21 protein-coding genes are annotated in these 23,929 nt (G+C 68.5%); 17 read left to right on the top strand and 4 right to left on the bottom strand.

The window, feature by feature from the left end:
* The first annotated feature begins 1 nt into the window (after window position 1).
* The gene (locus QP939_RS26215; protein ID WP_285459540.1) at window positions 2–1,294 is read left to right on the top strand and encodes a hypothetical protein; all 1,293 of its coding nucleotides are present in this window, start codon (window positions 2–4) and stop codon (window positions 1,292–1,294) included.
* Between the two features lie 137 nt (window positions 1,295–1,431).
* On the opposite strand, the gene eccB is transcribed toward QP939_RS26215, so the two are convergent.
* Window positions 1,432–2,835, bottom strand: coding sequence for a type VII secretion protein EccB (eccB, locus tag QP939_RS26220; protein WP_285459541.1), 1,404 nt, complete (start codon window positions 2,833–2,835; stop codon window positions 1,432–1,434).
* Between the two features lies 1 nt (window position 2,836).
* Entirely contained in the window at window positions 2,837–4,183 is a 1,347-nt protein-coding gene (eccD, locus tag QP939_RS26225) for a type VII secretion integral membrane protein EccD (protein WP_285459543.1), read from the bottom strand.
* Window positions 4,184–4,314: 131 nt separating this feature from the next.
* On the opposite strand from eccD, the gene QP939_RS26230 reads away from it, so the two are divergent.
* From QP939_RS26230 to QP939_RS26270, 9 genes are all read left to right on the top strand, one after another.
* Complete coding sequence (locus QP939_RS26230) at window positions 4,315–5,757, top strand: serine/threonine protein kinase (RefSeq protein WP_285459544.1); 1,443 nt, start codon at window positions 4,315–4,317, stop codon at window positions 5,755–5,757.
* Window positions 5,758–5,845: 88 nt separating this feature from the next.
* Window positions 5,846–6,148, top strand: a complete 303-nt coding sequence (locus QP939_RS26235; protein ID WP_285459546.1) for a YbaB/EbfC family nucleoid-associated protein — start codon at window positions 5,846–5,848, stop codon at window positions 6,146–6,148.
* Between the two features lie 16 nt (window positions 6,149–6,164).
* The gene (locus QP939_RS26240) at window positions 6,165–6,467 is read left to right on the top strand and encodes a hypothetical protein (protein WP_285459547.1); all 303 of its coding nucleotides are present in this window, start codon (window positions 6,165–6,167) and stop codon (window positions 6,465–6,467) included.
* Window positions 6,467–7,408 carry a WXG100-like domain-containing protein gene (locus QP939_RS26245; RefSeq protein WP_285459549.1) on the top strand — a complete coding sequence of 314 codons (942 nt, stop codon included), beginning with the start codon at window positions 6,467–6,469 and terminating at the stop codon, window positions 7,406–7,408. The genes QP939_RS26240 and QP939_RS26245 overlap by 1 nt, the downstream gene beginning before the upstream one ends.
* A gap of 65 nt (window positions 7,409–7,473) precedes the next feature.
* Window positions 7,474–8,019 (top strand): DUF3558 family protein, encoded by a 546-nt coding sequence (locus QP939_RS26250; RefSeq protein WP_285459551.1) that lies wholly within the window; start codon window positions 7,474–7,476, stop codon window positions 8,017–8,019.
* A 31-nt stretch (window positions 8,020–8,050) separates the two neighbouring features.
* Complete coding sequence (locus tag QP939_RS26255; RefSeq protein WP_285459552.1) at window positions 8,051–8,680, top strand: hypothetical protein; 630 nt, start codon at window positions 8,051–8,053, stop codon at window positions 8,678–8,680.
* Between the two features lie 597 nt (window positions 8,681–9,277).
* On the top strand, window positions 9,278–10,039 hold the full coding sequence (locus QP939_RS26260) for a DUF2637 domain-containing protein (protein WP_285459553.1): 762 nt from the start codon (window positions 9,278–9,280) through the stop codon (window positions 10,037–10,039).
* Between the two features lie 874 nt (window positions 10,040–10,913).
* Window positions 10,914–11,978 (top strand): TIR domain-containing protein, encoded by a 1,065-nt coding sequence (locus tag QP939_RS26265; RefSeq protein ID WP_285459554.1) that lies wholly within the window; start codon window positions 10,914–10,916, stop codon window positions 11,976–11,978.
* 86 nt (window positions 11,979–12,064) lie between these two features.
* Entirely contained in the window at window positions 12,065–12,325 is a 261-nt protein-coding gene (locus QP939_RS26270; protein ID WP_285459556.1) for a hypothetical protein, read from the top strand.
* 1,083 nt (window positions 12,326–13,408) lie between these two features.
* Here the strand turns inward: QP939_RS26270 and QP939_RS26275 are convergent.
* A complete protein-coding gene (locus QP939_RS26275; protein WP_285459558.1) occupies window positions 13,409–14,506 on the bottom strand; it encodes a DUF5677 domain-containing protein in 1,098 nt (365 codons plus the stop codon).
* A 307-nt stretch (window positions 14,507–14,813) separates the two neighbouring features.
* Between QP939_RS26275 and QP939_RS26280 the strand changes: the two genes are divergently transcribed.
* The 7 genes from QP939_RS26280 to QP939_RS26310 all read left to right on the top strand — a co-directional run bounded on the left by QP939_RS26280 (window position 14,814) and on the right by QP939_RS26310 (window position 23,457).
* Window positions 14,814–16,094 carry a sigma-70 RNA polymerase sigma factor region 4 domain-containing protein gene (locus QP939_RS26280; protein ID WP_285459559.1) on the top strand — a complete coding sequence of 427 codons (1,281 nt, stop codon included), beginning with the start codon at window positions 14,814–14,816 and terminating at the stop codon, window positions 16,092–16,094.
* 171 nt (window positions 16,095–16,265) lie between these two features.
* Window positions 16,266–17,093 (top strand): conjugal transfer protein, encoded by an 828-nt coding sequence (locus QP939_RS26285; protein WP_285459561.1) that lies wholly within the window; start codon window positions 16,266–16,268, stop codon window positions 17,091–17,093.
* A gap of 15 nt (window positions 17,094–17,108) precedes the next feature.
* Window positions 17,109–17,348, top strand: coding sequence for a hypothetical protein (locus tag QP939_RS26290; protein ID WP_285459563.1), 240 nt, complete (start codon window positions 17,109–17,111; stop codon window positions 17,346–17,348).
* The gene (locus QP939_RS26295; RefSeq protein ID WP_285459564.1) at window positions 17,345–17,809 is read left to right on the top strand and encodes a hypothetical protein; all 465 of its coding nucleotides are present in this window, start codon (window positions 17,345–17,347) and stop codon (window positions 17,807–17,809) included. The genes QP939_RS26290 and QP939_RS26295 overlap by 4 nt, the downstream gene beginning before the upstream one ends.
* 170 nt (window positions 17,810–17,979) lie before the next feature.
* Complete coding sequence (locus QP939_RS26300; protein ID WP_285459566.1) at window positions 17,980–20,388, top strand: ATP-binding protein; 2,409 nt, start codon at window positions 17,980–17,982, stop codon at window positions 20,386–20,388.
* A 46-nt stretch (window positions 20,389–20,434) separates the two neighbouring features.
* A complete protein-coding gene (locus tag QP939_RS26305; RefSeq protein WP_285459567.1) occupies window positions 20,435–22,465 on the top strand; it encodes a hypothetical protein in 2,031 nt (676 codons plus the stop codon).
* On the top strand, window positions 22,462–23,457 hold the full coding sequence (locus QP939_RS26310; protein ID WP_285459569.1) for a C40 family peptidase: 996 nt from the start codon (window positions 22,462–22,464) through the stop codon (window positions 23,455–23,457). The genes QP939_RS26305 and QP939_RS26310 overlap by 4 nt, the downstream gene beginning before the upstream one ends.
* Before the next feature lie 29 nt (window positions 23,458–23,486).
* Here the strand turns inward: QP939_RS26310 and QP939_RS26315 are convergent, their stop codons facing one another.
* A complete protein-coding gene (locus QP939_RS26315; RefSeq protein WP_285459570.1) occupies window positions 23,487–23,912 on the bottom strand; it encodes a hypothetical protein in 426 nt (141 codons plus the stop codon).
* Window positions 23,913–23,929: the final 17 nt, after the last annotated feature.

Here is a 23,929-nt window from a genome sequence, read left to right on the forward strand (position 1 = left end):
CATGGGGTACGGATCGCTGCCGCTGGAGCAGCAGCTCGCGATGGTGCAGGTGGAGCAGGGCAACATCGGCGCGTTCGGCGAGATCGGCCGCAAGTGGCAGGCCGCGCGGGCCGCCCTGGAGACCGCGGAAGGGCAGCTGACCGAGCACGCGAACCGGATCTCCGGCGCGTGGCAGGACGACGCCGGCAAGAGCTTCGTCCGCCGGACCACCGACGGCACGACGTCCTTGCGCACGCACGCGCAGCGGATCGCCGCGGCGGCCCCGTGGACGGCGCTCGACGCGGCCGCCCAAGCGGTGCCGATGGTGGCGCAGTACGTCGCGCAGTGTCTCGAGCAGGCGCGGCGGATCCAGGCCGCGGCCGCGCAGGCGAGCGGTGCGCCGACGGAATCGCAGGTGAAGCAGCTGCAGGAAGCGGCCGGCGCGAAGATGGACGAGCTGGGCCGGCTGTACGTCGCGGCGGCCCAGCGGCTGCGCGCGGCGGCGGGCGAAAACGGCGCGAGCGGTGGTAGCCAGAGCGCCTCGAGCCGTGCTTCGGCTGATGCTGGGGGTGCTTCGAGTGGCGCGGATGGTGGCGGTGCTGCATCCGGAGCTGGTGGTGGAGGCGGTGCTTCGGCTGACGCCGGGGGCGCTTCCGGTGGCGCGGCTGCCGCGGGCGGTGCCGAGTCCGGTGGTGCCGATCCCGGCGCGGTCCCGGCTCCCGAAGCGCCGCGGGTGCCGGACTTGCCGTCGCCGGTCGCACCGACGTTGGCGGGGCTGGAGAGCGTCGCCCCGCCGGTGCCACCCTCGGTGACTCCGGTCGCGTCGACACTGCCGTCGGCGGCGGGAGCGTCCGCGGTGCCGGGCACGGCACTGGGCGGCCTCGCCGGACTGGCCGGCTCCGTCCGCCTGCCGGGCGCGGCAGCGATCCCGCAGGTGGCGGCGCCCCGGGCGACGGCGGTCACCCCGGCAACGGCGGCCGCCCCCGTCGAACCGACTGTCTCCGGGCCGGCCCAGGCGACGTCCGCGCGTCCGGCCTCGGGCGGCTTCCCGGGCATGATGCCCCCGATGTCGGGCGCGCTCACGGGATCGGGCCAGCGCCCGGGACCGGGCCGCGCGGAGCACCCGTTCACCGGTCGCGGCCCGGCCCGGCGGCAGCCACCGGGAGTACCCGAGCGACTCGGCGGCCGGGCGCGCGGTGACCATCGCGCGGTTCCGGCGGAGGAGCCCCGCTGGTCACCCGGCGCGCCCCGCCTCGACGACGAGCTGTGGGAGGTCGCACCGCCGCCGTCCGTGCTGCGCTCCGACCGCGCCTGACCCGACCAGACCCCAGAAGCGGCACTTTCCCGTGAAAGTGCCGCTTTTTGGCGTCTGCCGCAGGTTTGTCGTGAGTGTTCAGGGCGGTTAGAACCGCCCTGAACACTCACGACCAGCCGCGGCAGAACGGCCGCCGGTCAGCGGCTCAGGGCCGAGTTCTCCGCCAGGCCCGGCCCCTGCGGCACCCGGGCGAGCAACGCCGCCGGGATCCGTACCGGGGTCACCGCGCCGTATCCCAGTACCTCGAGGGTCCGCCGGCTCGCCACCGGGTATGCCCGTCCCGCGTCCGTCACCAAGGCGAGCGTTCCCGCCGGCGCCGTCCGGCTCGGCATCGCCTCCACCAGCGCCGCCGTGCCCGGGGGCACCACCACGCGGTCGGCCAGGACCGTGCCCGCCGCGGTGCGGCCGGGCGTCGCGGTCATCGGGTCCGGTGGGTCGAGTGCGGGATCGATCAGGACCGAAGGCGCTTCCGCGTCCGGGGTGAAGCCGAGGCACACCACGGCACCCGTGGCGAATCCGGGCAGCTGCGCCGGAACGTCGCCCGGCTGCCGTGGCGGCGCCGGGGCCTGGCGGGCCTCCGCCAGATCGAGCGGACTCAGCGAAACGGCGTCCGGCTGGGCGTCCGGATAAGCGGCCGCGGTCGGCGGGTAGGCGCGCTGGATGTCGTACTGCACCGGGGTGATCGGGCGCAGGCGCTCGGCTTCCGCCAGGTAGTACTCCGTCGCGCCGCTCGTCCGGACGGCCAGCAGCTGACCCGCGCGCAGCTGCGGCCGTCGGGGCACCGCCGTCGACGGCTTCCCCGCGTCCGGCACGGGGATCGGCGCGATCGCCGCTCCGGCTGGCAGCAGATCGCCGGCCGCCGGGCTCACCCGAACCGGGGACGCCGAGCGCAACGCCAGCCCGACCGTCACCGCGTCGGCCGCCGCGATCCGGTGCCGGAAGCCGCCTGCCACCACGTATCGCTCGCCGGTGTCCGCGGACTCGGCCAGCAGCGCACGGTCGCCCAGCGGCGTTCCGCCCGGCGGCACGCGTCCGGCGAGCAGCACCGAACGGCTCACCGCGCTGCCGTCGGTGCCGGTCTCGGGCCGCGAGCACAGGGACCACTCCGGCCCGAGCAGGTGATCGGCCGCGGGAAGGGCGTCGGGCGCGTCGGCGATGCCGATCACCGGTCCGCGTGGGACGCCGTCGAGCGAGTTCCGGGACACCTGAACGGTTTTCGCGCTACCCGCGGCGAGCACCGCCGACGTGTAGTTCGCCGCCGGGTGCAGGCGGCCGGCGAGGTAGACGAACCGCGTCCCGGTCTCCTTTTCGACGATGACGGCGTCGCCGGCCCGCCAGGACGTGTTGCCGCCCGGGACGAGGAGCCCGAAGACGCCGAACCCGGCGAGCAGGACCAGGGACAGCCCGATCCCGGCGAACGCCGCGGTGGCCGGCCGCCGGAACCGCGGCCGCTCCGGGTCGGTTTCGCGGGCGGTCAGCGCGGAAACGGTGCGCTGGACGAGGAACTGGTGCGCGTGCAGCTGGTCGCGAGGGGAAGCCACGTCAGCCCGCCAGCCCGCGCAGCACGGCGTAGAGGCCGAGCACCCAGCACAGCAGCGGGACCACGGCCACGACGACGAGCACTTCGACGACCTCGCCCCACCGCGCGAGGTAGGGCGTCGGCGTCTTCGCCGCGTAGCGCAGGCCGGCGGGTACCGCGGCGACCGCGGCGGCCGCGCACACCGCGGTGATCGTCCACGGGGGCCCGCCGCCGAGCAAGGCGAGGCCGGCCAAGCCCGTCGCACCGGCCAGCAGCAGCGGCAGGCGGTGCCGCACGATCGGGTGCAGCCGCGCCCGCAGCAGGAACCCGGCGGTCAGCACCGCCGTGAAGACCAGGCCCGCGGTACCGCCGTGACCGGCCCACCACAGCAGCGCCGGCACGGCGGCCACGGCGATCGCCCAGAGGAATCCGGTGAGGAAACCGTCGGCGCGCACGACGGACGCGTAGACCGCGCGCCGCGCCGGGTGCGGGGTGTCGCGCAGCAGGTCGGCCGTGCCGCGCGGAAGCACCGGCAGCGGCAGCCTGCCCAGCCGGACGGCCAGCGCGGGCAAAGCCGGCGAACCGACCAGGGCCGCGGCCGCGACGATCGCCGCGGCCTGCGGCCCGGGCACGACACGGGCCGTGGCGAGCCACGCCCCGAGCGTCCCGGCCAGCCCGGCGACCGCCGCGGCCGTGAAGACGGCTGCCCGGTCGGCCACGCCCACCAGCCCGGCGACGGCGGCGACCAGCACCGCCCCGCACCCGGCGAGCAGCTGGGGCGCGCCCAGCGGCTTGCCGGCCGCGAGCAGGAGGGCGCCCCCCACGAAGGCGAACGGCCACGCCGTCACCGCCAGCACCGTGCCGGCCCCGCTGTCCCCGAACGCCCGGGCGAGGGCCGTCCCGCCCGCCACCAGCGCGATCGCCGCGAGCAGTGCCCCGACCGCCGGAGGAGTCCAGGACGGACCCGCGGTGCCGAGCACGGCCAGGGCCAGCAGCGCCGCGAGCGAGCCGGCCGCCAGGCCCGCCGCCCGGGTGTGGCGGGCCTGCCAGGTGCCGCCGAGACGGGCCGACCCGTCGGCGATCACGTCGGCCAGGTCGTCGTACTCCAGCTCGGGCCAGTCGACGTGGGCCGGCGCGAGGTGCAGGACCTCGCCGTCGCCCACGCGCTGCGCGGCGGCCGTGCGGGCGGGGTCGAGCCGGCCGCCGTCGCCGCGGCGCAGCAGCCACCCGCCGGGCGGCTCGTCGGCCGCGCCGGCGTGGCGGAGCAGGCCCGGCAGCAGCTCGGCGAGCGGCGCTCGTTCGGGCAGCGCGAGGTCGATGCGGCGGTGTGGCGTCGCGACAGTCACGCGGACCAGGCCGGTCGTGGTCATGGTGGCCTTCCTCGGTTCGGCTCGCGGCAGGTAGCTGCCGCGAGCACCCGCGGACGGGCGCGGGCGGACCTACTATGGATCGGCGGGGCCACGCGGAGGGTGTGGCGGCAGGTTGCGGACAGGCGGGGGTCATGACGGGAACGACGGCCGGAGACACGTACCCGGGGGGTTCGTCGCGAGTGCCCTTCGCCTACCGGCCGCTGCCTTCGAAGTTCGACAAGCGCACCAAGGCGGCGTTCGAACGTGAGCAGGCCGCGCTGCGGCACGTCCCGTCCGTGCTGGCGATCGACGCGGTCGAGACGCGGCTGGACGGCAGCCAGGTGCTGCGCCGCGAGCAGTGCCCGCAGTCGCTGGCCGGGCTGGTCGCCCAAGGCGGCCCGTTGTCCGCGGCGGACGCGGTCGTCCTGGGGCGGACGCTGGCCACGGCGCTGGCCGGGATGCACGCGGCGGGCGTCGTCCACGGCGGGGTGAGCCCGCACAACGTGCTGTTCCGCGCCTCGGGTGAGCCGGTCCTGGCCGACGGTGGCCTGGTGCTGCGGCACACGTTCCCGCGCGATCCGCTGCACGCCATCGAGTTCCGCGCGCCCGAGGCCGCGCGCACGGAGGTGCTCGACGAGGCGAACGATTTGTGCGGCTTGGGCGCGGTGGTGCACTTCGCGCTGACGGGCAGTTCGCCGCATCCGGGCAAGCTGGGGGAGCGGCAGGGCGAGCGGGTGCTGCGGGTGCTGCGCGAGCCGGTGCCGGCGATCCACCGCGAGGACGTCCCGGTGGCCCTGTCCACGACGATCGGCCGGTTGCTGGCGGCGGACCCGGCCCATCGGCTGACGGACGCGGCGGACGTGGCCCGGCGGCTGGCGACGGTGGGTTCGGTACCGCCGGGCTTCGACGACTTCGCTTCGGGACCGGCGTCCGCCGCGATGCCGGGCGGCGGGTACGGGATGGTCGCGCCGGTGTCCGGGCTGGCCTCCGCACCGCCGGCGCCGGCAGGACCGCCGCGCGTGCCCACCGAGTACGCCACGCCGCCGAGCCCCGTCGTCGCCGCGCTGCCCCCGAGCGCCGCCGCGTCGCCGCGCGCGCCGCAGATTCCCGCACCCGCCCGCGTTCCCGTGGCCTCGTTCGACTTCCGCGGCGGCAAACCCGGAAAAGGCCGCAGCCGCCGCAAGATCCTCGTCGCCGGCGGGGCCACTCTCGCCACCGCGGCCGTTGTCGGTGGGCTGATCGTCGTGCTCGGCAATGGGTCCGTCGAGATGGCGCAACCCCCCGAAACCCAACCCGCCGCCCCGCCGCCCTCCTCGCCGGTTGCCGCGCCGGCCACCGCGCTCGAACTGCTGCCGCCGCGGGACTCCAGCGACAGCGTCGAACTCACCTGGCGGAGCTCGGCGCCCATGGACTACGCGGTCGTCGTTGCCGCCGAAGGAGATCAGGCGCGGGTTTTCCCCGCCGGGCGGCAGCTCAGCCTCACCGTTCCCGTCGAGCCCGGGCGGCGTTACTGCTTCCTCGTCCGCGCCGCCACCGCGCGCGGGGTCTACGAAAGCCTGCCGAAGGCCATTCGCGGCGCCACCTGCACCCGCTGAACGCCCGTGGCCGGAAGCGGCCAGCCCGCCGTCGTGCCCCTGTCGGACCGGCAGACTCCCCGTAGACGCACGAACCCGGGGAGGCGCGGTGGAAACCCAGCGGATGGTCCTGACCTACGAGCCCGTGCGGTTCGAACAACTGGCCGGGGAGATCCGCGGCATCCAACGGGAGCTCGCGGCCGTCCGGGAAACCGCTTTCTCATCCGACGGCCTGATTTCCGTGACCGTCGACGCCCGCGGTGACCTGCTGGAGCTCGTGCTCGACCCGCGGATCTACCGCGACCCCGACTCGCGCCGCCTCGCCGATGCGATCGCCGAAACCCACCGCGCCGCGCGGGAAGCGGCCGACGCGCGCGCGTTCGAACTGACCGTGCGCCAGCTCGAACTCTGAACAGGAGGACCGCACCATGACCGACGGTGCCGACATGGACGTGGACGGCGTCACCAACGCTATGACTGGACTCGAGCAGACCGGTACCGCGTTCCACACGGGGTGGAGCAACGCGACCGCGGCCGGCACGGGCGGGCTGGGTCAGGGACCGATGGGCGCTGCCTTCCTGGCTAGTTTCCGGCCCGGCGCGGAAGCCCTCGGTGACGCCGCCGCGCGGATCGCCCGCGGGATCCGGGACACCGCCGCGTCCGGACACGGCTCGGCGGGTGACTACCGGGCCGCGGACGCCAGCGGCGGCGAAGCGCTCGGCGGCCGCTGATGGCCGTCGCGGAACCCGCCAACGAGCTGTGGACCGCCGTCAAGGCGATCGCGAACCCCTGGCCCCCGGACGACGAGGACCAGGTAGCCGACCTCGCCGACGACTGGCGCAAGGCCGGTGAGACAGCGAACCTGGCCGGCACCGAGCTGTCCGACCAGCGCCAGGCCGCGCAGCAAGCGTGGCGCGATCAGGCCGGGCAGGCGATGGGGCAGAACATCGGCGAGGGAGCCGTGACGCTCGAAAGCCAGCGTCAGGGCGCCGAGCAGCAGGCGGCGATGGCCGACCGCTACGCGCAGGCGTTGACGAGCGTGAAGAACGCGATCGTCCAGGCGGTCAACGCGAATCTGCCGGCCTACTTGCAGCTGGGCAACCCGATGTACGGCGCGGCCGGGCAGGCCAAACAGCAGGAGTTCGCCCGGCAGGTCGCCGCGCAGCTGCAGGCCCTGGTGGCCGCCCAGACGCAGGGAATGCACGCGCCACCGGCCGCGCCGGACACCGACACCACGCTGGGCCAGGTCGGCGACATCGCGGGCGCGGTGTCCGCGGTCGCCGGCGGGCTCGCGCTGATCCCGGTGCTGGCGCCGTTCGCGGCGCCGGTGGCGCTGCTGGCGGGGGCGACGGCCCTGGCGGCCCACGGCGTCGACATGATCGCCACCGAGAGCTATGACGACCCGAACGCCTGGATCGGCCTCGGCGGCGACGCCGTCGGGCTCATCCCGGCCGGGCGCGCGGTGTGGGAGCTGGCGGAGCTCGCCCCGGCGGCCACGGGAGTCGAGAGAGCCGCGGAGGTCGCCAGCAGCGTTGTCGACGTCGGGCTGCAGGTACCGGGAATGGCGGACCTGGCGGTCGACGACGAGGGCTTGGACACCGCCAAGGACATCGCGGGCGGAGCCGGGCTCAACAAGACGCTGGGACTGGAAGCGCTGCGGCGGCTGCGTTGATTTCCGGTGTGGCCGGTTGTGTCCATTCACCGCTTTCGCGCATACCGCATCTCTACGCTGGAGCAATGAAATGGACAACGGCCGTGGTAACGCTGATCGCTGCCGCTCTGCTGAGCAGCTGCGATAATTCCGGGAACGAGCAAGCAGCTCCGGCAAGCGCCGAACCACTGCGGCCGGCGAGCCTGCGGGAAGCCGATCCCTGTTCGTTTCTGCCGGAATCCTCGACCGCGCCGTACGGGCTGCACCCTGGGCTGTTGCACAAGGGAGAGGTGGTCCGCAGCTGCATGTGGCCCGCCGAGACATTCTCGGTGGGGGTCTACATCAACTGGGATCCACAGGTCCTGGTCAATTTCAGCCAAGCCTATCCGTTACCGGCCGGAGAAGCAGTAATCGATGGCGTGGCGGTCTTCCTGCAGAAGAGCAACACCATTCCGGCCTGCGGCATGGCGTTCCCCGCAGAACGGGGAACCGTCATCGAGGTCGTTTCCGGTGATCGACCTCCGGCCACGGCCGACCACGCGTGCGACCGCGTCAAGAAGGTCGGCACGGAAGTGATACGCCGGATGCGTGGGCAAGGCGTGCTGGACAAGGCATTCACCGCGCCTGGCTGAGCGAGCGCCGAGGGAGAGGGGATACCTGGCTGTGGCGGAAGAGCCGTCCGACGAGGTCAAGCGGGTTCAGGTGTATGCGGGGCCCGCCGGCTTGTTGCTGTTGCTGTTGCTGTTCTTGGTCTTGCCCGTGGCCACGGCGTCGTGTTCGGCGCCCGCGGGCAATCCGGACGGCGCTGGGTCCGTCAGCGTGTCGGTGACGGGTGTCGATCTGGTCGTCGGCGGTGATCCCGGCTACCAGTCCAGCGGGGCGTTCGAACTGTCTCCCGGGGGGAACGCCGGCATGGCGGACGAGGTGTCGCCGCGGCCCGCGGTGAGAGGGTTCGGCATCGCGACGGTGGCCATCATGGGGCTGGGTCTGCTGACCGCGCTCATCCGGGTTCGGCGCCTGCGTGCGGTCGTCACGGCGGTGGTCGCGTCGGTGGCGGCCGTGCTGGTGGTGATCACCGAGTTCACGCTGGTCGGCCAGCTGGTTTCGGTGGCTGAGGACACCGCGCGATTTCTGATCTACCTCCCCTCGACCCGAGGTATCGACGTGGTGGGGAGAGCGGATGAAGTGGTGAGCACCGGATGGGGCTTCTGGCTGACACTCGCAGGACTGATGCTGGTGGCAGGCATCAACTTGTTCCTGCTCGTGCGTCCCCGTTCCAGGTCACGCAGCTAGGAGAGGCAAGGTCCTTGACCAGCGATCGCTACCGGTGGACGGCGCCACTACCAGCGCATCGTCTCCCTCGACCCGGACACCGTCCTGATCACCCTGCACGGTCTCCGGCACGGAGCGGCCACGTTGGCGTTGAGAGTTGGCTGCCGACGCGGTGAAGCCGGCCGGGGCCATCCCGCGGAAGGCGTTGCACCCGGCTTGCGCTCCCGGGCTCGCGGGAGACCACAGTGGACAGTGCACAAGCGGAAGAAAGTCTTCCGGAAACCACAAAACCCCAGGCTGAAGAGATCTTCAGCCTGGGGAGTGGGGGTGCGCCATCAGGGACTCGAACCCCGAACCCGCTGGTTAAGAGTGGTGATCTTGAGGTTTCGGAAGGTGTCGAGTGATGCCGGGCAAGGGCGTTTTCCTCGGTCGTGGGGTGGCAGTGGTGTCGGCCCATGACGCTGTCTGTCGTCGTGTCCGTGCGCTCTCGGGCTCCCCTCGGGCTCGCAAATGCCGGGCCGTGTCGCCTTGTCCAGGCCACCTTCGGCGACTGATTCACCGAGAACCTGGCGGCTACCCCGAACAGGTTGACGTGGCGGTGCGGCTGTGAGGCGACTCATGGAGTGGTTTGCTCAGGACCTTGCTCTGTCCATCCAGTGCATCTGCACCGGTTTGGTCGCCCTTGGAGCAGCGTATGCCTCGTACCGTCACGGACGTGAGTTCGCGCTCCGGTTCGGTGCGGACGGCGTGACCGCCTCAATCTGGCCATTGCTGGTCGACGGCTTGCTGACGATTGCAACGGTCGAGTTGTGGAAGACGCATCGCAGCGGCCGCCCATCGGGTCGATGGGCGGCATGGTTGGCGTTCGTGTTCGGTATCTGTCTGTCGTTGGTTGCGAACATCTGCTCGGCGCCAGCGTTGAGCTTGTTGCAGGTCACGGTGGCGGCGTGTCCTCCGCTGGTCTTGCTGCTGGCGGTCGAGCTGTTGAACGGAGCGTTGAAGCGGCGGTCTCGCGAGACTGGCTCCGAGACCGCCGGCGCTGGTGGTGAGACGTCCGGTCGAGCTCTCGAGACAGAGGCCGACGGCGAGACTTCGATGTCGGATCAGCCAGTCATGATCTCGGCGTCGAGCATGGAGGACTGCGGGCGAACGGCTGAGCAGCGGATGTGGGAATACTACGTCGGCGAGCGAGCTCGCGGCCGCACGCCGACTGGCGCCGACCTGGATCGAGCGGTCGGAACACATAACTACGGCCGGAGGATTCTCCGAAAGTGGAGGACCGAACAGGACCGGCAGGTCAACAGCTCCGGGCGCTTCGAGGCGACGGACGCGATGACGTCGTCCGCGAGGGCAGTCGTCTACTCGGGTCCTCCGTCGTGACACTGATGTGCCGCTAGGGCGGGCTCCAACTAGAACCCAACGGCTCGAAAAGGCCTCTGAGCTGCAGTTGTCGGAGTAGTCGATGTTGAGCGGCATCGACGCGGTGACCGCTCATGAGCGCTTCGATAACTAAGAGAGTCGGTCGCTCACTCTGGGTACAGTTTTATGCACAACTATGGACGTCGCGTGCTGCCGCGCTGGCGTGTCGCGGTCCGGTCGAGGTCGCTGCGTCCTCAGGATGTATGGCGTCGCCTCCGCACCTGCCGGGTATGCAATACCGAGGAGTAGAGCGGCATTTAGTGATATTGACCCCGTCGGCACGGTGCGACGGCAGGTGTGTCCACGTCGCGACAAGAGACCACGTCGCGGCACGAGAGTCCGTCTGCGGAAAGTAGCTGAACGCGTAACAAGGATCGGGTCAGCCGCGACTAACCCCACACTGACGTCGAGGTTGGCCAGATCTGCGAATCGAGCTGTGAGGAGGCACGTCGTAGCCGAGCGCACGACGCGGCATTGAGTCCAAGATTCGGTCATCCTATGCCGTTCCGTGACGATCAAACAATCTGCCCTTTCCAGCCTTGATGGCTGCGGGATCAAACAGCCACTTGGTGTTTGTCACCTGCAGCTTCGGCGTGCTAGTGCCCAAGGAGACGGTGTTTCAGTGGCGCTGGTATCAGCCTTTCGTGTTCACGGACGCCGCCCTGATTGCGGTATCTTCTCAGAGTAGTCAACTGGCGGCAGGAGAGCGGTGATGACAGACACGACTGAAACGACGGCGGAGTCGGCAGGCGAGCCGTCCGCTACCGCAGACGCAGCGCGGCCCTCGAGCGACTCGACGCCGACTGCCTGAACTTCTGCGACGAAAGCGCGGACCATGAAGCCTTCTCGCAGGAAGGCGTCGGCCAAGAAGCCTGCGAAGAAGGGATCCGGCGCTGCGACCCGAGGCCCTGCACCCAAGTACCCCCGGCACTCGCTTGAGAAGGCTTTGCGGATTCCTCGGGCGCTAATTGAACAAAACGCAGGCAAGCCTGCGACGCGCGATGAAGCGGTGCGGTTCGCTGGTGGCACGGGACTGAATGGTCCGTGGAGTGTAGAGATCAGTTCTGGCCAAAAATACGGATTTCTGGTCTCCGACAGCGGAACCGTCTCGCTTACGGATCGGGCGCGCAGTGTAATCTCCCCTCAGTCCGAGGCTGATCGTCAATCGGCACTTCGTGAGGCCATCCTCGATGCACCAGACTTCTCTGGTGTATACAACTACTTTCGTGGCGAAGCCCTTCCTGACGAGCCGTACTACGCGAACGCCTTGAAAGACCGCTTCAAAATACCGGCAGACAAAGTTCCGGAATTTCAGCAGATATTTCATGAATCGTTGAAATATGCAGGTCTTCTCGATCAAACGGGTCCGCAAGCTCGCGTGCTGGACGTTGGTCGGACAGAAGTGGGCGGAGGCGCTGGCGGTCGTGCGAAGCAGTCGATATCAGGCAGGCCAAAGTCTGCGACAGGTGCGAGCTGCTTCGTAATGCAGCCATTCTCGGGTGCGCTCGGGAGCTACTACGATTCGATTTTTAAGCCCGCAATTACTCAGGCTGGGCTCGTGCCGATACGTGCGGACGCTGATATCTTCGCCACTGGTAAAATTATGGATCAGATTTGGCGTGGGATCAGAGATTCAACTGTGCTTGTCGCAGAGCTCACCAGCAAGAATCCGAACGTCTTCTATGAGCTCGGACTGGCTCATGCGCTGCATAAGCCAGTAGTGCTCGTGTCGTCCAATGAGGAGGACGTCCCGTTTGACCTTCGGCACATTCGTGTAATCGTTTATGACCAGACTGATCCGTTCTGGGGTGAAAAGCTCATCGATAAGGTTGCCGATAACATCAGGTCTGCCGTTGAGAATCCAGAAGATGCCATCTTTCGAATTGAGGATGTACGCTGAGTTTGTGGCCATGGTCCCGTCGTGCATATGGGCGGACTGAATTTTTGTTCGACGACGGCGAGGCTGTGAATCAAATAATTTGACCGTTGGACGCGGTGTTGATCGACCTGTCAATGTCAGTTCATGTGTCGGCGATCGCTGGAGTCCTGCACATGAACGGCTGCGGTTGTAGACCGAATTCGGCACCTGCGTTAGGTTTCTCGACGACTGTGATCGTCAAGATCGACGCAGACAACGCCGGAGTACGCGTGCGCGATTTAGTTCAGATTGCCGAGGGCCTCTGGCGGCTACCTGAACCAGATCTTCAGCAATGCGGTGAGGACCGCGACGACTACGCCCGTAGCTAGGGCGCCACTTAAGGTGGAGCGAAGCTGTTGGAGTATTCGGGCACGCGGTGAGCGGGTGCGAAACCGCGCTGCCGGTGCGAACTGTGCCTCGGGAATGGGTGCGCCATCGGCGACTGCCGTGACAAGTTCTACCAGGTAGGGGCTGACAATATTGCGACGGCGCCTGTCGGCCGGGTTGTCGGCGAACCAAAGCAGTACTTCGCCAACCGTGCCGCCGGCGGCGACTGGGCGGCCAGTGAGTCGGGCGGAGTCGCGCGTGAGCGCCCATGCAACTCCTTGCATACGTCGTCGTACATAGGCTTGATTTCGCAAAGCACGCTCGTCGGTCAGCTGAGGTGCGATGTAGATACGTCGGCCGCGCTCTGTCCCAGGTGCTACGGGGAGATGAAGGAGAATTAGCAGGCGAACGCAGCGTACAACTGAGGCTAGGATGCGGTTCTGTGTCGTCAGCGAGGCCCACACTAAACGGGCAAGTGCGAGAAAGGGCGTGACAACGACGGCGGCGATAACGACGTTAGTCTTGAAAGGTATCCCAAGTGTCACGGCTACTAGCACGCCGCTAAAGGTGAAATAGCACGCGACCATACTGGCAGTCTGGTAGTAGCTCGCACGAGTTATTTGCCGGAGATGACGTGCGGTCACGCCGAGATCGTATAGGTAGCGACGTTCGCTGCTTCCTGCGGGGCCCAGTAGTAGCTCCATGGTTGTGATCCACGGCTGGTAGAGCGCAAGTACTGCAAGTAAAACTCGCATGACGTTCGTGACGCTTCGTGCATCTGTATATGAGGACGGCTCCGCGGGCTCGCTGGTCGTCCTGTCAACCTCGGATTCGTCGCGTCGATCGATACTCATAGCGACCATGTCGTCGGAGATGTTATCGATGTAACACCGTTCGTCGGGTAAAACCCGGATGGGGGAGCGCGGCTCAGATGCCCGTCCCGGCGAGGTCGACCCCGCCTGGCTGGCCGACGTCGGTTTGCCGAGGTCGTCGCCTTGGTTGCCCTAGTCTCTCGACTGTCATGCGTTGAGTCGGGCGTTTGCATGATTGGTGAAACCCGGCCTGCTTCAATGGATTTCTGTGGACTAATTTTCCTTTCTCAGTTTGTCGATCGACTTGGCGCCGCGGTCGAACGCTGACTCTGCTTCGCCGACCAGGCCTGCGATGGTCTGGGCGGACAGGACGTCAAGTGGGTAAATATTCTCTCTGCAGAAGATTAGGGAGAGCGTGGTAGTGAGCAGTGAACTGAGCGCCATTGTGCCCGGCCCTGAGATTCCGTCGTGAGTGTACCCCGTGGACATAAAGGTGTAGTCGCCGTCGTCTATCTGGTTGAGACGCCAGCCGCTCGCGTCTGCGTGGACTTCATGACTTGCCCATTTATAGTGGACGCGAAGATGGTCCAGTTCGGCGAGCTTCTCGAGGTCGGAAAAGGTCGGCGCTCTGTCATTGAACAGGCTAGCGGCCCAGCCGTTGTCGCGAAGATATGATTGGCCGTACTGGCCAACGAGTCGATCTCTTTCCTCTTTCATTGAAGCGATTTCCTCATCCGAGAACTGGTCATCGTCTCCGTTGTTGCTCGCGACTGTCTGATATGCAAGAAGATCCTTGTAAGCGAGGATTGAATCGTGTCGAAGATACTTCTCGGCTAAGTTATCGTAATCAGGTATGCGGGCGTGGTCGACCAGAATAGTTGAAACCACGGCTAGCTCATGAAGTGTCCGACATCGTGCAAGTGCTCCCATAGAGAAACCGCCGGAGAGTAGACGGTGGACTTCGAGCGATGTTCGGCATGCGCGTGCATGTAAGCCAGCTATGGCTGAAAACACAGGATCGCCTGCACCTTGAGTTCCCTCCGCGTCGTCGTTGACGAGCTTGCGGCCAATCTCCTCGGCGCTAACCGCAATCGAGTAGAAGATGTCGAGGGCTGGCCCCCAGTGTCGACGAAGCCAACGCCTAAACCGGCGATACTGGCGACGTTTTCGCCGCAGCATCGACGGCATATTCTTTCTCAGGGCAGCTACAACAACCTGCGCGTGTGCGTCGAGCGCCTTGTCTCGCACCTCGTTGACGAACCGCTCGGCGTCAGCATCGCTAAGCCCCAGTGATGCCGCGCGCTCGGTAGCCATCTGCGCGCCAGCGTGGAAGGCTTCGTCGAAGCTGACACGATCTCGCTTGAACCACATCGCGCCAGGGTACGACCCTACCTGCCCGCAGATGGACGGAGTTGGTTCCGGCTGCCGGCTCGGGACTTCGAAGCGTGGGCCTACCTCGATCACCACGGCCGAGTCTCCGCTGGTGAGAAGTGTCGGGCTGGCGATCAGGAGGGCTCGTCGTCGGCTGCGGAACTCGCACGGTCGTTTTGTGCGTGTGCGTCGACGAAGCTGGTTGACGCGACCGGCCCGGGAGGTCGGCACGCGCTAGAGACCCGGCGGGTCTACCGAGTAGCAAAACATCGCGTGGCGGCGACAAGCTGAGTCGGTCATCATCGCGATGCCGGACGACCGAGAGGTTCCGGCGAGCAAGCGCCTCATGCGCAGGCCGCACTTCCAGGTGGACGGCCAAACGGTGGATGTTGACCAGCGGAAGTGTCGTATTCGCTTCGGTTGGAGTTATGGCTCCGGCATCGTCGACCGCGTTCGTGACCCGCTTTGTGCGATGACCAAAACGGCCGAGAGTTCGTCTGCTCGCCCGAAACCGTTTTCGGGCTGGGCCGCCCAGCCCAAGGTTGAGAACGACACACTGACAAGCTGCGCCTGTCGATTTTATCGTGCTGAGGTAGAGCCGTCGCCCGTCCGTGTGAACCGCGACTTGCTCCTCAGCCGGGGCAAGCTCGGGGGCCAGGAACAGCGCGAACGCCTGGTCAGACGCTGGCTCGGATCTTGTCATCCGAGCGAAGGGGCCGGCGCCATGACCAGTCGATCCACCGCGAATAGTCCGCTGACGACCCTGCAGATCCACTTCCAGCATCCCTGCGTCGTGATGCGGCTCGACGAGGCTCTGCAGACTTGGTCCTCCCAGGACCCGCCGTTGGCTGCGATTTCTTCTCACAGGGAGCTGGCTGACGCCCTGGCCACCCGGGACTACGCCCGGCACGACGAAGTGCTGTATGCCCTATTGGTGCGCGCGGCGGAGTCGGATGACGAGGGCATGACCGCAACGGAGATGGTGGTGAACGCGATGCTGCCGGCTGTGCCGGGCATTGTCGCTCGCGTTGTTCGTGTAGCACGCGCGACCGGTCATCGGGTCGGTGCCCGACGCGGTGTAACTGGCGGAGGCGTGTCGGCCTCGGAAGACATCCGCGATATCCAGGCCGCCGTGATTGGACACCTGTGGGAGCAGACGCGCTGCTACCCGTTGCGGCGGAGGCATCACGTCGCGGCGAACCTCGTGCGGGAGACCCAGCGAGCTGCTCAGCGGGACTTTGGTGTCGATCACGGACAGGCTGCCGCGGACGTCGTCAGTATCGACGATGACGAGGTGCGCCGGCCGTTGGCCGCTCCGCCGGAGGAGATGGACGCCTCGGAGGAACTGCTTGAGCTGCTGTCGTGGGCGGTCGAGCACGACCGGCTCGACGAGCAATCCGCCACCATCCTGATCACCCGGTACTTCGGTGATCCGGTCGGTCGCGACGGCGTGGCCACCGACCGCCAGATCGGCGCGCTGATCGGGCTGAGCCAGCCGACGATCACCCGTCACCGCCGCCGCGCCTTCGAGCAGCTGGCCGAAGCGGCAGCGGAGTTCCCAGGCCACGAGCTTCGTCGGGCCAGCTGAATCAGACCGCGGCCCGGCGTACGTGCCTTCGAGCAGGAAACCGGAACCGACCGAGGAGGTCGTGTCGTGCTTGGTCGTCGCGGCCACCCAGGACGAGGACTGCTGGCCGAGGTGCTGCCGGATGCGGATGTCCAGTCCGGGCTCCGAGGCGTGAATCGCCGAGCCGGCCGGGTGGCGGCGTGGCTGGCCGTGCTGGCCAGCCCGCTGCTGACCATCGCTGGACTGGTGCTTCTCCAACCAGCGGGTGCGCCGCCGCTGCGGGACGGTGGCGCACCCGCGCCCTCCGCCTCTCCCGAGGGCTGGGCGGAGATGTACGTACGCTCCTGGCTCTCGGCGACCCGGGACGACTCCGCCGAGATCGAGGTCTTCTACCCGCCGGGAATGACGCCCCAGCGAACTGCTGGCACGCAGGTCCCGGTCGACACCGCGGTCGTGGCAGCGACGTCGTCGGCGCCCGGTGTGTGGTCAATCGTCGTGGTGGCAGACGTGCTGGTGCTCCGACCGGACGGCAAACGCACGGCGTACCTTCTGTGCGCGCAGGTCGCGATGGCTGGGACCGGGGACGCCTACACCGCCACTTCGCTGCCCTCGCCGGTCGCGTGCCCCAGCACGCTCGGCGGCGTCGAACTTGCCTACGACGAGGTCACCGATCCTGCTGGTCCGATCGGGCAGTCCGTCGCGGGGTTTCTGGTCGCCTACCTGGCAGGGCAAGGCCAGCTCGACCGGTTCGTCAGCCCCGGGGCAAGCCTCGGGCTGCCGAAACTGGCGCCGCCGTTCGCCGCGGTGCAGGTAGTCGAGGTGCGGACACACGAGAAGTTCGAGCCGGGGCAAGCCGCGAGGCCGCTCGACGGGACCGCCGTCCATGGTCTGGTGCGGGCTTCAGCCTGGGGTGCCGCCGGGCAGAGCACGCCGGTCGACTATGCGCTGACCCTGGTCGCGCGGGCCGGCCGGTGGGAGATCAACCGCATCGATCCGGCGCCGCTGCTGGCGGGCCGGTAGGCGAGGAGAAAGCCGATGATCGTGCTTGCCGCGGACGTGAAGTCCTGGATCGACACCAACCTGGCCTGGGGTGACCAGTCCGTCCGACGGCTGATCCTGCTCGCCGCGATCGTCGGCGGGATCGGGTTGCTGGTCGGCACCCGCGGGAACTTCACCCGGGCGATCAAGTACGGCGTGATCGCCGCGATCTTCCTCGGCATCCTGCTCAACCTCGACGGGGTGGCCGGCATGTTCGGCGCCTGGTTCACGCATTGACCGCGCCGAAGAGCTGCGGCGACGTCCTGGTCGGCCGCTCCTACACCCGCTCGCGTCGGTTCCCGCGGATGTTCGGGCGGCTGCCCGGCCGAGACGGCGGCTACCTGCCCGGCGGCCCGTACACCGTCACCCAGGGCGCTTTGTTCCTAGTACTGCTGGTCGCGGTCTGGAAGCTGCCGCTGCTGGACTGGCTCGGCCCGGCACGCTGGGGTCTGCCGCTGTCTGCTGTGTTCGTCCGGCGCGCACGGATCGAGTCGCGCACACCGTTGGGCTGGCTGGTCGGCTTCGGCACGCACCTGGTCGCCCCGACCTCCGGCACGTTCGGCCGACGCCCGTACCGGCCTTCGCGACCGGAGCGGATACGAAGCGCGCTCTACGTGCACCTGCGTGACGAGGTCGAGGAACCGCCGGAGCCGGTGTCGCCGCTGCAGTTGATGCTCGCTCGGAGCCGGGAGCGGTGATGGACAGTCCTGTGACCGACGTTGCGGGCAACTTGCTGTTCTGCGTCGACGGCTCGATCTGGGCGGTGTGGCGGGTGCTGCCGCACGAGAGCGCCCGCTCGACCGGACGTCAGCTGCGGGAGCTCTACGACCGCACGGTGACGCTGATGAAGTCCCTGCGGAGCGAAGTCATGATCGCGTCGCTGTGCGAGCAGGTCCAGGCCCACGCGATCGTTCAGCGCTGCCTCGAGGGCATCGACCTGGACGCGAACCCGCATTGGGCGGAGACCGTCCACAACGCCTGGGACCAGCTCGACACCCTCGACGTCCTTGGCCGCAGTTTCTGGCTCGCCAAACCGCTGGCCGGGCACGGATGGAAAGAGTCGGCCCAGGCCCTGCTGCGGGCGACGAGCGCGGCGCTGAGCGAGCAGCTTGGTCTTCCGGCGCGACCTGCGTCGGCGGCCGCCGTGGCGGCTGGGCGGGAGCGGGCGCGGGTGGCGGCGCAGGAGCTTGGTGGTGCGATCCCGTTCCGGCCGGCGACGGAGGCGGAACTGCTGTGGTGGCTCTGCCGTGCGCCGGTCCGTGGAGTCAACGAACCCCAGCTGGAACGGACTGCGGCGGTCCACAACACCGGGATCAGCGTGCGGCGGGGCAGCGGACGCGCTCGGCTGGCGATGCTGCGCAGCTGCGTGTTCGACGAGGGTGGCCGCACCGATCCGGCCGAAGACCGGCGGGGCTGGGGCCCGCTCGGGCTGTTGAACCGCCGGTTCGTCAAATGCGTGACCCCGCACGATGACGGCGCGATCGCCAGCTACCAGGCCTATCTCGTTCTGGCCGAGATGCCTCGGGCCTTCACGTTCCCCGGGCACGAGATCCTGGCCCGGCTCGCCGACATCGGCTTCGGCGTCGACTACGCGCTGCGGATCACTGCCCGCTCGAACGAAGACGCCCGCGCGGCTAACCGGCGCCGGACCCGGGACCTGATGAGTCAGGACGAGGAGCATGCCGGTGACAGCGCGGGCGTCCCGGCCGACGTGGTCTCGGCACAAGAGGAGATTCAGCACAAGAACGCTCGCCTCGGTGCCAGCTCGACCGAGATCGACCTCGAAGTCGGCGTGATCGCTTGTGTCTGGGGAGCCACGGCTCGCGACGCCGACGCGCGCGCCAAGGCGCTCCGACAGGCGTTCCTGGGCGGGGAATACCGGTGGGAACGGCCGCTCGGCGGCCAGCGGCAGCTGTATCAGGCGATGTTGCCGGGCAGCCGGACGCCGATGGTGGTGCGAGAGTGCAGCCAGAACCTCCTCGCGACCGACGCGGCCATGCTGCTGCCGGTGTCGGCAACCGACTTCGGCGATCCCGCCGGCGCGCTGTTCGGACTGACCGTCGACGGCGGCGCCATCACCCCGTTCCTGCTCGATCCGACCTACGGCCCGACCCACGACTCCTCCGGTGGCATCGCGGTCATCGGTGAGCTCGGCGCCGGGAAGTCGGTGATCCTGAAGAACGTCGCCGCGGTCGTCCGGCTGATGCTCGACGGCCGCGTGATCGTCATCGACCGGACCCGCAGCCGCGAATGGGCACCTGTCGCCGCCGCTCTGCCCGGGAACGCGCAGATCGTCGACATCATCGATCCTAACCTCGACGAGCGGCCCGCCGCGGCCGAACTACGGCACTCCTGCGATCCACTGCGGGTCTTCCGCACCGCGGGCAAGTCCAGCACCGGTATCGCCGAGACGTTCTTCGCCTCCTGGCTTGATCTGGAGTCCAACTCCGCCGAGCGGGACGCTCTCGGCCGTGGCCTCGACGACGTCAGCGGCCACCCGGACGCATCCAGCAACCGACTTGTCGACACGCTCCGCCGCCACGGCGGACGTGACCCCGCCGCGCGAGCACTGGCAGACCGGCTCGAACGACTCCGGCGTGACCCGATCACCCGCCCGATCTTCGACCCCGATCTGGCGCCGGTCGATCTGTTCGGCGCGGACATGGTCGTGTTCTGCACCAACGAAATCCCGTTGCCCAGCACGCTGGAGATGAGCAACGAACGGATGGCCGCGCGGATCCCGCCGCGCAAGCTGTTCGGCCGCGCCTTCCACCTGCTGATCGCCGCGATCGCCAAGGAGATCTGCTTCGCTCCCGGCCGCTGGGGCGAGTTCATCTGCGATGAGGCCTACAACGTCACCGGAACCCCTGAGGGACAGCAGATCGCTCTCGAATTCGTTCGCGACGGCCGGAAACACGGCGCTGATGCCGCCTTCGGCTCGCACGCCCCGGCCGACCTCGGCGACGACGTCCTGCGCGGTCTGATCGCGGTGCGGTTCCTCGGCCGCCACCGTGACAACGGTCTTGCTCGCAACGGCCTGGCGTGGCTCGGCATCGACCCCGCGGACGCCCGCTACCACGAGATCGTCACCAAGGACCTGTCGCCGCTGAACCCGGTAGGTGGTGAAAGTGAGCGCCGGGCTCGGGCGGGGGAGTTCCTCGTGCGCGACCACGCCGGTCGCGTCGGCAAGGTCAAGGTCGTCACCCAGCCGTACCGCACTCTGCCCGATGCCGTCCTGACGACGCCGGTCATCACCCGAGGCCAGCAGTCGCATTGAACATCGCGCCCCAGTCCGTGTCTCAACGGGCTGGAGGTGGTTGTCGATGAACCTGGGTGCAGGCAGAACTCGTGGGTTCGCGATCTCGGCTGTGATCGTCCTCATCGGACTGCTCACGCCGCAGGTCGCGCGCGGCCAGACGTTGCCGCTGCCGCCCAACCCGTGTGAGCCGTACCCGACTTGCCTGTGGGTGCCGGGAAATCAGCCGACGCCGCCGCAGCCTGATCCGGATGCGCCGCCCTTGCCCTTGCAGGACGACCCGGGGCACCATGTGCACCTCGGCGGGATCTTCAGCATCGACGACGGCTACGGCCGCGACCTGCACAACTACGACCTCTTCGCCAATTTGCCGTGGCTGATCGACAACCCGATGCCGACGATCTGGCTCTGGCTGGGCAACATCGGCTTCGCCGTCGGCAAGTACGCAGTCGGGTTCTCGGTCTGGTTCACCGAATGGGCCGCCTCGACTCAGGTTTTCGACTGGATCAAGGCGCCGGCGCGCGACCTCGAAGGCATCTGGACCACCACGGTCATCGGCGGGTTGCGACTGCGTGAGATCGCGATGCTCATCACCACCTGCTACCTCGGATTGCTGTTCGCCCGCGGACTGACCACGCGGGCGTGGCGGGAAACGGCGTCGACCATCGCGATCAACGTCCTCGCCGTCGCGATCATCACGCACCCGGTCGACTTCCTCATCGGCGACGACGGCGTGCTCTCGCTCAGCCGGGACCTCGGCGCCGAGGTCTCGAGCGTCGTCATGGGGCAGAAGCCCGGCGGGACCGGGAATCCCGCCGCGCCGATCGGGCAGGCGCTGATCGACAACCTGTTGATCACCCCGTGGGAGGCGCTGAACTACGGCACACCGATCAGCCGCGTCCACGGTATCGACGGTGCCTGCCAATACTCGGTGAAGAAGGTCCTCGACGACGGTCCGTGGTCCGGCAAGGACGACAGCACCAAGGCCCGCGAACTCGACGGCTGCCCCGGCGACTACGGCAAGTACAACGAGGTCGCCGACGGCGACCGCGCACTTGGCGCGTGGCTGTACGCGATCGCGATGATCCTGTTCGCGATCCTGACCATCTGCCTGAACGCCATCCAGGTCCTCGCTCCCTACCTGCTGCTGTTCGAAGGGTTGCTCTTGGTTCTAGCCCTGGTCGCGGCGCTGGTGCCCTCGATGCGGCACCAGCTCACGTACCGGGTCGGCTCGATCGCTGTCACCATCGCGAAGCTGCTGGCCGGCATGGTGTTCCTGGCTGTGATGACCGTGCTCCTGCGCACGCTCATGCTGGCCGACCTCGGTCCGCAGCTCGTCCGGTTCGCCGTCATCGACCTCGTCGTCTTCTCCGGCTTCCTGTTCCGCAAGCGCCTCATCGCCAACCTCCAGCGCGTCCGCTCGCTGGTCAACACCCGGTTGCAGCGACTGGCCCGGCCTCGCGGCGCCGTCAAGCCGCTGCCCGCCCCGATCGTCCCGCCGGGCCCGGACCGGCTCGGCCGCACATTCAAGGCCGGGACCTCGGCGTTCACCGAAACATTCGCCCCGGTCGGCCGGCTGAAGGAGCGGCTGGTCACCGCGGGCCGCACCGGAGCGCGGACGGGCGGCGCGGCCCTGAAGTACACCGTCGGCGCCCCGGTTTCATGGCCGGAGGTCGCGCACAGGGGCGCCACCGCGCTGACCACGAAAGCGGGGGCGGCGAAGGCTTCGCTGGCTCGCCGCGCTGAGGTTGCGAAGGCCTACACCAGCGCCTACGCGAGCAACCTCGGGACCGCGACCGGGGCGGTCCCGGCATGGCGCGCCGCCACCACCGTGCTCACCGCACTCGGTGACCGTCCCGACCGCGCGAAGCAGACGGCGCCGACCTACCTCGGCCGCGAGATCGCCGCCGCAACACCGCGGACGTCCGGACAGACGCCCGAGTTCACCGGCACCGACCTGGCGGCCAAGGCTGCGGACCGCAGGTCGGTCGCGAAGCCGCCGACGGAGGCGCCGCTGCCACCCGCGACGCTCCCACCGCCGAATCCGTGGGTGGACCGGCTGCGCGACCGGCTGGGCAACTCCGGGCACGGGCGATGAACCCCCTGCTCGCCGTTCGCGCCGCGGAGATCGCCCGAGCGCAGGTCCGCGAACACCCCGGTCGCTGGGGCTGCCTCGCCGCGTTGCTCGTGTTCGGGCCGCCCGCGGTCTGCTTGCTGATCGTCGTCGTACTGCTCGCCGCCCTCACCGGCACCGGCGACACCAGTTCGGCGGCCGGACCAAAATCAGCCGCGGTCGGCGACATCCCGGACGACTACCTGATCCTCTACCACCAAGCCGCGGAAACCTGCCCCGGACTCGACTGGTCGATCCTCGCGGCCATCGGCAAGATCGAAACCGACCACGGCCGCGCAAACCTGCCCGGCGTGCACTCCGGCAGCAACAGCGCCGGTGCGGGTGGCCCGATGCAGTTCCTCCAAACGACCTTCGACAGCGTCGTCGCGCGCCACCCGATCCCGCCGGGCGGCGCGCATCCGCCGTCCCGATACAACCCGCACGATGCGATCTTCGCTGCCGCGGCATACCTGTGCGACTCCGGCGCCCGCGACGGCCGCGACCTACACGCCGCGATCTTCGCCTACAACCACGCCGAGTGGTACGTCAAGAAGGTTCTAGCCCAAGCCGAGCGATACAGCTGCTCCGCAGTGCAGGCACCGAACACCGCGGCGCAGACGGCGATCCGGTTCGCCTGTGACCAGCTCGGATTGCCCTACGTGTGGGGTGGCAACGGCCCGGCCGGCGGCGACCGCGGGTTCGACTGCTCTGGCCTCACGAAGGCGGCTTACGCCGCGGCCGGGATCGCCCTACCACGCAATGCGCAGACCCAGTACATCGCTGGGCCGCGCGTCGACGCTGGCCGGATTCAACCTGGAGATGTCGTCTTCTTCGGCACGAGTACCGGTCACATCACGCATGTCGGACTGGTACTCGCGACAGCGTCGATGATCAACGCGCCAGACTTCGGGAAGCCGGTCCGTATTGACCCCATCGGGAGAGTCCTCGGCGCTTCGAGACCGGCGGGAACTTCGTAACCCGGCGCCGCACCCCTCGTTCCGCGTACTCAGGTGCGCGGCCAGACCTTCACGTTCCAGACCTCCTGGTAGACGTCAGGATCGCCCTCTTCCGCGATGTTGCGGGAGGCTGTTCGGCGTGCACGGAGGTGGTAGTCGCCAGGCCCAGGCAGAGGAACGTTCTTGTCGCTGGGCGACGCGGTGATGCATGCGATCATGACCCGCCCGTTGGGCGTACTGAAGGCGTGCGTCGCCGCGGCTCCCGCCGAGTCCTCGTCGGGCTCATCGGGCCAGATCTCGAGGGTGACTTCTGCCGAGAGCGCCCGGTCGGACGCGTGAAACAGGGCGCCACCCTGCCCGGCGACGACCAGCCAATCCGGAGCATCCGGGATTTCCAGGTTGCTGTAATGGTCGTCGCCGAACAGGTCGAAGATGGTGAATTGGGAGTGGTCGACGGGGATCGTGGCGGTGTACACCTCAGACGGCCCTGATC

The sequence above is a fragment of the Amycolatopsis nalaikhensis genome, assembly GCF_030264295.1.
GTDB classification, from domain to species: domain Bacteria; phylum Actinomycetota; class Actinomycetes; order Mycobacteriales; family Pseudonocardiaceae; genus Amycolatopsis; species Amycolatopsis nalaikhensis.